This is a genomic window from Caballeronia humi, from assembly GCF_001544475.1.
GTDB classification, from domain to species: Bacteria; Pseudomonadota; Gammaproteobacteria; order Burkholderiales; family Burkholderiaceae; genus Caballeronia; species Caballeronia humi.
This window is the reverse complement of the sequence record NZ_FCNW02000009.1, coordinates 76712-85548: the sequence shown is the minus strand read 5'-3', so window position 1 is coordinate 85548 and position 8837 is coordinate 76712. Positions and strand designations below refer to the sequence as shown.

8 protein-coding genes are annotated in these 8837 nt (G+C 67.4%); 1 reads left to right on the top strand and 7 read right to left on the bottom strand.

The features are described from left to right. Positions 1-59 precede the first annotated feature (59 nt). Positions 60-1820 (top strand): cyclic peptide export ABC transporter, encoded by a 1761-nt coding sequence (locus AWB65_RS11930; protein ID WP_087667364.1) that lies wholly within the window; start codon positions 60-62, stop codon positions 1818-1820. An 82-nt stretch (positions 1821-1902) separates the two neighbouring features. Here the strand turns inward: AWB65_RS11930 and AWB65_RS11925 are convergent, their stop codons facing one another. From AWB65_RS11925 to AWB65_RS11895, 7 genes are all read right to left on the bottom strand, one after another. Continuing rightward, the gene (locus tag AWB65_RS11925; RefSeq protein ID WP_200821708.1) at positions 1903-2871 is read right to left on the bottom strand and encodes an ABC transporter substrate-binding protein; all 969 of its coding nucleotides are present in this window, start codon (positions 2869-2871) and stop codon (positions 1903-1905) included. After that, positions 2868-3572 (bottom strand): siderophore-iron reductase FhuF, encoded by a 705-nt coding sequence (gene fhuF / locus AWB65_RS11920; protein WP_235007606.1) that lies wholly within the window; start codon positions 3570-3572, stop codon positions 2868-2870. Before fhuF ends, AWB65_RS11925 begins: the two co-directional genes overlap by 4 nt. 260 nt (positions 3573-3832) lie before the next feature. Further along, positions 3833-5932 (bottom strand): Fe(3+)-hydroxamate ABC transporter permease FhuB, encoded by a 2100-nt coding sequence (gene fhuB, locus AWB65_RS11915; RefSeq protein ID WP_087667362.1) that lies wholly within the window; start codon positions 5930-5932, stop codon positions 3833-3835. Then, positions 5929-6762 carry an ABC transporter ATP-binding protein gene (locus AWB65_RS11910; RefSeq protein ID WP_087667361.1) on the bottom strand — a complete coding sequence of 278 codons (834 nt, stop codon included), beginning with the start codon at positions 6760-6762 and terminating at the stop codon, positions 5929-5931. The genes fhuB and AWB65_RS11910 overlap by 4 nt, the downstream gene beginning before the upstream one ends. Next, positions 6759-7766, bottom strand: a complete 1008-nt coding sequence (locus AWB65_RS11905) for a TauD/TfdA family dioxygenase (protein WP_087667360.1) — start codon at positions 7764-7766, stop codon at positions 6759-6761. The genes AWB65_RS11910 and AWB65_RS11905 overlap by 4 nt, the downstream gene beginning before the upstream one ends. Positions 7767-7783: 17 nt before the next feature. Next, on the bottom strand, positions 7784-8017 hold the full coding sequence (locus AWB65_RS11900) for an MbtH family protein (RefSeq protein WP_087667359.1): 234 nt from the start codon (positions 8015-8017) through the stop codon (positions 7784-7786). A gap of 112 nt (positions 8018-8129) precedes the next feature. Next, a complete protein-coding gene (locus AWB65_RS11895) occupies positions 8130-8810 on the bottom strand; it encodes an RNA polymerase factor sigma-70 (RefSeq protein ID WP_200821707.1) in 681 nt (226 codons plus the stop codon). Between the last annotated feature and the right edge of the window lie 27 nt (positions 8811-8837).

The following is an 8837-nucleotide window of genomic DNA, read 5'->3' as shown; positions in this document are numbered from 1 at the left end:
CTAAAGATCAGGAGGCGCATTCCGCGCCCGAGTCTTTATCTTTCTGTGACCCATTGCCGATGACCGTTGCCAACGAGCGTTACGACGCCCCGTCCTCACCCGACACCGCTGCACAGCAGAAGCCTGCCGCGCGCCTTATCCTCGCCTTGCTCAAGCGTTCTCGCGGCGCGTTCGCGCTTGCGCTCGTCGCGTGCGTGCTGAACGGCATCGCGAGCGTGATGCTCGTCGCGACGCTCAACCGCGCGCTCTCGCAGCCGTCGCTCGCCGATACGTCGCTTGCGTGGCGCTTCGGTCTTTGCGCGGTCGTCGCGCTCGCGACGCGCGTGCTCTCCGGCGTGCTCTTCGCGCGCCTCTCGCAGGACACGATGGCGCAGTTGCGCGAGCACGTCGCGCGACGCGTCGCGTCGGCGGAGTTGCGCGATGTCGAGCGCATTGGCGCCGCGCCCGTGCAGTCCGTGCTGACCGACGATGCCACCAACGTCTCGATGCTGTTCTTCGCGCTGCCCAACATCGTGATGCATGGCTCGATCGTGTTCGGCTGCCTGGGGTATCTCGCGTGGTTGTCGTGGCCGGTGTGCGTGCTCGCACTCGCCGCGATCGTGACGGGCTCGCTCGGCTATCACACCGGCGACAAGCGCGCTATCGCCGCGCTCGAAGCCGCCGGCAAATCACAGGACAAGCTCTTCGGGTATCTCGGCGCGCTCTTTGCGGGCGCAAAGGAACTGAAGCTGCATCAGGCACGCGCGCGGCAATTCGTCGATGGCCAGCTCGGCACCGCGATCGGCGAGGTGCGTGATCATCGGCGGCGTGCGTTCAGTGCTTATGCGGTCGGGGTCGGCTGGATCATCTTCCTGTTCTATATGTTCCTCGGCGCGGCGGCGTTCTGGCCGACGCTCGGCGTGCGCGCCGATGCCTCCGCCGCCGCGGGATACGTGGTCGTGTTCCTGTTCATGCTGGTGCCGCTCGACGGCCTCCTGAACAACCTGCCGACCGTCAATGCAGCGCGCGTCTCGCTCGACCGGATCGAGAAGGTGATGGCGGAGTTCGGCGGCATGCCGAGCGCGCCGCCGCCGGCCGACAGCGCATCGCACGCGACGTTTTCGACGCTTGCGCTGCGCGGCGTCACGCACTCGTATTTCCACGAGCGCGACGAGCGCATGTTCCGCATCGGACCTGTCGATCTGACGTTCGCGCCGGGTGAGCTCGTGTTCATCGTCGGCGGGAACGGCAGCGGCAAGACGACGCTGGCGAAAGTGCTGACGGGGCTTTACGAGCCGGAAGGCGGCGTGATCGAAGTCGATGGGCAGCCGGTCGGCACGAATGGACGCGCGGCGTATCGGCAGCGTTTTACGGCGGTCTTCAACGACTTCCATCTGTTCGATGCGTTGCTCGGGATCGTCGATCCGAACGATCCGTCGCGTGCGCAGGCCGATGCGCGGGCGAATGCGCTCGTGGCCAAACTCGCGCTCGATCACAAGGTGCAAGTGGTGGACGGCGCGTTCTCGACGCGCGCTTTATCGACGGGGCAAAGGAAGCGGCTTGCGCTCGTGATCGCGTATCTGGAGGACCGGCCGTTTTATCTCTTCGATGAGTGGGCAGCCGATCAGGACCCTGCGTTCAAGGCGGTTTTCTATGAGCAGTTATTGCCGGAGCTGCGCGGGCGCGGCAAGTCGGTGGTGGTGATTACGCACGATGATAGGTACTTTCCTCTCGCCGACCGGGTGCTCAAGCTGGAGAACGGGAGCATCGTGAGCGAGACGCAGGGGGCAAGGGCTGCGCTCAGGATTGCGGAGCCCGCGGGGAATGAAACGGTGGGGTGAGCAAGGAACGGCCGCTTCGAGAAGCGGCCGTTTTGCTTGCATGAGGGCATTCTTTATCGACGATTGCGCGAGATGTTGAGCGCTACGGCTTCGGCAGCGCCAACAGCTTTTCAGTAATCATATCTCCCAGCCGCAACGCCGACATCGGGCCGCCAAAGCCCCAGATATTCGGCTCGATCAGCGACACGCGCCCTTCCCGCTTTGCCGGCACGAATCGCCAGACCGGCGAATCGAGCTTCGTATCGATCGGGACGTTCGCGCCCGTCGCGGTCACGAAAAGCACCGACACCTCCGGCTTCTTCAGGAAATCCGCCGACGTCAGATAGATGGTGCCTTCGCGCGTCGGTTTCGATGGCCACAGTTCGACGCCCAGCGCCCGCGCCACGCCCGCTGCCGTGCTGTTGCCCGTGTAGGCCCAATAGCGGTCAGGCAAGCCGAGTTCCTGCAGCAACGCGAACTGCGTACCGCTGCGGCCTGCCGCTGCAAGACGCGCGGCATCGCGGGCGAGACCCGCGTCGAGCTTCGCCTCGACCGCTTGCGTCGCGTCCTCGCGACCCGTCAGGCAGCCGATCGTGCGGAAGATCGTGCGCGTCCAGTCGAGCTGCGTCTCCTCCACGCCGCCCTTTTCGACATCCGGGCTGAACTGGAACAGCACGGTCGGCGCGATGCGGTCGAGCGCGTCGAAGATCGGCGCATGGCGGTAACCGACCCCGACGATCAGGTCCGGCCGCGTCGACGCGATTGCTTCGAGGCTCGGCTCCTGGCGCGTGCCGACTTCGGGGACGCCCGCAAAGCGCGCGCTGTCGTAGCCGATCCAGCCGGCGTAGTACTCGGGGTCGACCAAGCCGACCGGCGTCATGTCGAGCGCGGCGAGGTCCTCGGCAAACATGAATTCGAGCACGACGACGCGCTTCGGCTTCACCGTCATCTTGTGGCTGTACTGGGAAACGGTCGGATTGGTGGCGAGCGGGCCGCACGTCGGTTGGGCCGCTTCCACCGCGTTGCTCGCGAACGTCATGCACGTGAGCACGGCTGCGGTCGTTGCCCTCATCGATGGATTGCGTCCTGAAGCGCGAGGTCGTCGTCGCTCATCGTCAGCAGTAGGGGGCAGCTTGCGCACAGTTGTGTCTCTCCTGGAATTTCATAGCGCACGCAGCACACGCGGCGCGCGCGAAACGGGCTCGGCAGCAGGGCCGATCGCGGCGTCATGTCGCGCAACGGCATGCGCAGCGGATTGGGCTCGCCATCCGGGCTGGTGGAGGCGAAGAGCCAGGCGGCGTCATCGTCGGGCGGGTTCGGGGTGGTTTGCTCGAACACGTAGTCGAGCAGGTTGCCCGCATTGCTCCACAGCACGCGCGGCGCGATGCGCGCCATGCTTGCAAGCATGTCGATCACGGCGTGCAGATGATCGAGGAGTCCGGCGTAGCGAAGCGCGGGATCATCGGAGGGGGGACGTAGCGCGTTTTCTGCAAAATAGAGCGCAGCGGGCATGCCTGCGCGCAGTACCAGTTGCGTGCGCGCGGGAGACATGTCGAGGGTGCGGCGTAACAGCCGGGCCGCGACGACGCCTGCCGGGGCAGCAAGGCCGAAGTAGTACTTGCTCCATTGCGATAACAGCGCGCGCGCATGCAGTTCTGAGTCACCACCGTAGACGTTGGTCATTGCGTCGAGTATCGCGGCGCGGTGATCGGCTAGTGAGGATAAGGGGATGGCGTCAGTGTCTTCGGGCGGCCCAAGCCATACGTTTTCCAGATACGGCTTTAGCGCATCAGGGGCGAATGAGGCGAAGCATTGAGGCTTGTTTCTTTGCGGCGAAGCTAAGACGCTAGCGGTCCGCGTTGCGTTAGCGGTCTGCGTTGCGTGAGCAGGTTGCGTTGCGTCAGCGCCTTGCTTTTGATCAGCGTGCTGCGTCGCGACAGCGGTTTGCGTGGCGTCTGCAACATCAGTCGCTTGTGCAACATGCATCGAGTTAGCACCAACCGCCGCGCGACCAGCATCCCGAGCTCCCGCCATCACCTTGCGCTCCGCTTCTCACGCCGCGTCTGCACGATCAAAAGCGCCAGCAGATACGGTGCTCCGATCAGCGCAGTCAGCACGCCCGCCGGGATTTCCCTCGGCGCAAGCAGCGTGCGCGCCGCGACATCCGCCGCCGCCAGCACAAGCGCCCCGAGCGCCGCAGCAAGCCACAACCGCGTGCCATGCGTGCGCGCGCCGAGCATCGTCGCGAGATGCGGCGCCATCAGCCCGATAAAGCCCACCGGCCCCACCGCCGCAACGGCCGCGCACGCGGCAAGCGTCGCGATTGTCAGCACCAGCGGCCGCAGCACGCCGATCGGCAAGCCGAGCGCGACGGCCTGATCGTCGCCTAGCGCGAGCAGATCCAAAGGACGCGCGAGCAGCGCGAAGACCGGCAACGCCAGCGCGCACCACGGCAAAATCATCGCGACCTCGCCCCAACTGCGTCCATACGTGCCGCCGATCAGCCACACGACGAACCGCGCGGGCTGCACGCTCTGCTGTGTGATGAGCCATTGCGCGAGCGTCGTCCACAACGTCCCGATAACGATGCCCGTCAACGCCACCGCGAGCGGCGCATATTGATGCCTCCGGTTCAAAAGCAGCGTGAGCACGAGCGTCGCCCCGCCGCCCGCGAGCGCCGCCGCGCCGAGGATCGCGTGACCGGCGAGCGGCCAGATCATCAGCACGGCGAGCGTCGCGAGTCCGGCGCCCTGCGTCACGCCCAGCACTTCGGGTCCGGCGAGCGGATTGCGCACGATGCTCTGCATCAGCACGCCGCTCGCCGCGAGCAGCGCGCCCGCGAGCAGCGCGCAGAGCAATCGCGGTACGCGCAGATCGAGCAGCATCCGGCCGATGTCGTCGCGATGATGCAGCACGGCCAGCCAGCGCTCAGGCCCGAGCCAGGTCGGACCGAACGATGCGCCCAGCGCCAGTATCGCCGCGCCCGCAACAAACAGGATCAACGCGATGACCGGCCACGGCAACGCCGACATCGCGCGCACGATTCGCGTACCGCCGCCCGCTGTCGACCGCTCCGGCCCCGCGTGCAGCACGCCGGACCACGCGGCGCCGCTTCGGATCATCGCGAGCATCAGCGGCGTGCCGAGAAAAGCGATCGCGACGCCGGTCGAGAGTGTCGAATCCAGGTCGAGGGCGAGCACGGCGCTGTCGGTGACGAGCACGAGCGCGCCGCCTGCCAGTGCCGACAACGGCACGAGCGCTCCGAGCTTCGACGCCTTCGCGCCGCGCATCTGGCGCAGCAGGTTCGGCGCGATCAATCCGACATACGACAGCGGCCCCGCGATACTCACCGCGACGCTCGCGAAGCCGACGGCGACGGTCATCGCAGCGAGCCGCGTCGCGTCGACGCGCACGCCGGCAGCGGCGGCGGCATCGTCGCCGAGGGCGAGCGGATCGAGCGGACGAATCACGAAAGGCAACGCGACGAGCGGCGCCGCGAGCCAGCCGAGCGCGGTCATGAGCCCGGGCGCGCCCGGCTGGTACAGGCTGCCGCTGGCCCACAGCGACGCGCCGACCACGGTCTGCTCGAAGAAGGCAAGCAAGAGCGTCGTGATCGCGGAGAAAAGCAGCATAGAGACGCTGCCGGCGAGCACCAGCCGCAGCGGCGTCGCGCGCCAGCCGCCAGCGGCCGCCGCAACACACGCCGCCGCCGCGAGCCCGCACAGGAAAAGGAGCGGCACCGACGCCGCCCCCACGAGCGACGGCACGATCATCGCGACGACGAGGCCGAGTTGCGCGCCGCCCGTGATGCCGAGCAGGTCGGGCGACGCGAGCGGGTTGCGCGTGAGCGCCTGAAAGAGCGTCCCCGCGACCGACAGGCAGCCGCCCGCGACGAGCGCCGCCACGACGCGCGGCGCGTCGAGATCGAAGAGAAAGATACCCGCGAGTTGCGCGGCGTCGGTGCCGGACGGCGCGGCGAGCCACGCGCGCAATTCCGGCGCGAGGCGCATCGCGGCAACCGCCACGATCAACGCGACGAGCGCCGCGCCGATCACGCCGACGCGATCCTGCGCGGCCCCGCCCACGTTCGACGATGCGCGACGCATGCGCTTGCGGGCTGCGAGCGTCGTCATGCGGCGATATCCTTCTTCGCGCGCACGGGGTGCACATGATCGTAAGCCGGAACGCACATCGGCGCGCCCGTCTGCGGATGCGCGATCTTGAGCATCGGCACGCCGAAGGTCTCGAACAGATGCTGCGGATCGAGCATCGCGTCGGGCACGCCGTGCGCGATCACGCGTCCCGCGCGCATCAGCACGATTTCATCGCTGTAGGCGGCGGCCTGGTTCAGGTCGTGCAGCACCCACACGATCGTCAGCCCGCGCTCTCGATTCAAGCGCCGCAACTCGCGCAGGATGTCGAGCTGATGATGGATGTCGAGATAAGTCGTCGGCTCGTCGAGCAGGACGATCGGCGCCTGCTGCGCGAGCGCCATCGCGATCCACGCGCGCTGACGCTCGCCGCCCGAGAGCGCGGCGACGTCGCGCGCGGCGTCGTCGGCGAGGCCGCTCGTTTCCAGCGCTTCGTCGATCGCTTCGTGGTCCGTGTGCGTCAAGCCGCGCAGCCAGCCGCCGTGCGCATAGCGGCCGTATGCCACCAGCTCACGCACCGTCAGGCCCGCCGGAATCTGGTTGAACTGCGCGAGCATCGTGAGCGTGCGGGCCAGCGCGCGCCGCCGAAACGTGCCGATCGGCGCGCCGTTCACTTCGATTTCGCCCGAGCGCGCGGGCTGCAGCCCGGCAAGCGTGCGCAAGAGCGTGCTCTTGCCGCAGCCGTTCGGCCCGCACAGCGCGGTGATACGGCCCGCGCCGATCTGCAGATCGAGGCCATCGAGCACGACGTTGTCGCGATACCCGACCGTCAGCGAGCGCGCCGTCAGCGCCGCTCCAACCGTCTTCGTCATCGTTGCGCCGTCCGCTCGCTGTAGCTTTGCGCCATCGCGACGACGACCTTGCGCGGCCCTTCGAACGGATCGCGCGCATGGGCGGTCAGCATGTTGTCGAGCATCAGCACGTCGCCCGTCAGCCACGGGAACACGATGCGCTGCTGATCCAGCACGCCGCGGATCTCGGCGAGCGCATCGGCTTCGATCGGCGCGCCGTCGCAGTAGAAGACGTTGCGCGGCACGTTCTCCAGACCGACCGCGTCGACGAGCGCTTCCTGCATGTCCTCGTCGAGCGCCGACAGGTGAAACAGATTCGCCTGGTTGAACCACACCATGTCGCCCGTCGTCGGATGGCGCGCGACCGCCTGACACCGCTCCTGCGTGCGCAGCAAAAGCTCGCCGTCGTCGCTCTCGCGCCATTCGCAATCGATACCGCGCGCCACGCAGATGCGCTCGACCTCGCGCGGATCGTCCGAGCCGAACGCCTGCTGCCACGGCAAATCGAGCCCTTGCCCGAAGTTGCGCACGTAGAGCAGTTCGCGCTTCGCAAAGCGTGCGACGAGCGCAGGATCGAGCGCGCGGTAGATCGCGCGGCTGTCGGCGATCGGCGTCGCGCCGCCCGAGCGCGCGGCAAGCGCGCAGTGGAACCAGATGCGCAACGGCCATTCGCGCGTGTACGACTGCTCGTTGTGCAGCGGGATCGAGCGATGCGGCGGATATTCCGTCGAGGTGTAGACGGCGCCTTCGACCTGGCTGCGCGGCGTCGATGCGAATTCGTAGCCGATCAGCGGATGCCCGAACGAGCCGGCGAACTGCTGGAATGCATCGATCGATTCGACGCGAAAGCCGGTGAACAGCACGCCGCCCGCGCGTTCGAGCGTGTCGCCGACGATCGCGCGCAAGAGCGGCGCCGCTTCATCGAGCGACAGACCGGCGCCCGCGGCCGGCGAGACGACGGTCGGCAAGCCGGGCTCGATGCGCAGATCGGCGAGCGTCAGGCGCGGCAGGAAAAGTTGACTCATGCAGATTTCTCCGGCGCTTACGACGCGACGCCGTCCATGTGGCGGCGCAGGCTCGCGGGACGCATGTCGGTCCACACGGTCTCGATGTAGGCGAGGCAGTCGGCCTTCGCGCCGCTCTTGCCCGCTTCGCGCCAGCCGGCCGGCACGGCGCGGTACGTCGGCCAGATCGAGTACTGCTCTTCGTCGTTGATGACGACCGTGTAGACGACGTCGTCCGCCGGGGTGGTCGAGATGTTTTGAGCTTGAGTCATGTCGGTGGCTTGATCGGATGGATTCGGGATCGGCGGCTTATCTGAAAAGCGCCGGCTTCATCGAATAGACGTTTGGCGCGCGCGGATTTTTACCGGCGCGCGGGAGCGTCGCTCATGAGCGGTTCGTTGCGGCGTCTTGCCGGCGGCGCGCCCGGCCGCCCAAAAACGCCGGACACGCGACGTTGCGGTCGCCGGCGTCGAGGCAGTCGGCGCAATGCTTCTCGGCATCGCGGACCATGAAGTGCACGAGCGTCTGCGACACGTTCAGCGCGCGCGCCGTGCTCTGCAGCGTTTCGTCGGAGAGACGCACCATCTCGAACGCCGTGCGGCTGCGCGCCGGCAGTTGCGCGAGCGCATCGAAGACGCGGCGCAGCGTGTCGCGCGCCTGCACCTTCGCTTCGGGCGTAAGTTCGTGCGAGGGGACGTCGAGGCCGTCGTCCTCGTCGGCGTGATAGGTGTTTTCGAGGCTCTGGCGGCGGCACGCATCGATCGACGCATTGCGCACCATGCGCGTCACGTAGCAAATCGGGCGGCGCACGGCGTCCTGGTCCGGCAAATCGATGAGCTGGATAAAGACGTCGTGGACCACGTCCTCCGCCCGGCTCGCACAGCCGACGAAACCGCGTGCGAAATTCACGAGCATCGGCCGGTTCGCGATGGCGACATCGAGCAGCGTCTCTCGCGCGCGGACGGCGTCGTCGCCGTCGGGCACGGCACGCCGGCGCGCGTGTTGAGAGACGAACATCGACGACGGCACCGTCGATGCCCTGGACGAGTCGAGCACTCCTGCCATTGGTCACTCCGTATATTGAGACAATCC

What these genes read in the sequence shown, in the direction of transcription:
- AWB65_RS11900 (WP_087667359.1), bottom strand. Translation starts at nt 8,017, where the DNA reads ATGACTCAAGCTCAAAACATCTCGACCACCCCGGCGGACGACGTCGTC.
- AWB65_RS11925 (WP_200821708.1), bottom strand. Translation starts at nt 2,871, where the DNA reads ATGAGGGCAACGACCGCAGCCGTGCTCACGTGCATGACGTTCGCGAGC.
- fhuB (WP_087667362.1), bottom strand. Translation starts at nt 5,932, where the DNA reads ATGACGACGCTCGCAGCCCGCAAGCGCATGCGTCGCGCATCGTCGAAC.
- AWB65_RS11895 (WP_200821707.1), bottom strand. Translation starts at nt 8,810, where the DNA reads ATGGCAGGAGTGCTCGACTCGTCCAGGGCATCGACGGTGCCGTCGTCG.
- AWB65_RS11930 (WP_087667364.1), top strand. Translation starts at nt 60, where the DNA reads ATGACCGTTGCCAACGAGCGTTACGACGCCCCGTCCTCACCCGACACC.
- AWB65_RS11910 (WP_087667361.1), bottom strand. Translation starts at nt 6,762, where the DNA reads ATGACGAAGACGGTTGGAGCGGCGCTGACGGCGCGCTCGCTGACGGTC.
- AWB65_RS11905 (WP_087667360.1), bottom strand. Translation starts at nt 7,766, where the DNA reads ATGAGTCAACTTTTCCTGCCGCGCCTGACGCTCGCCGATCTGCGCATC.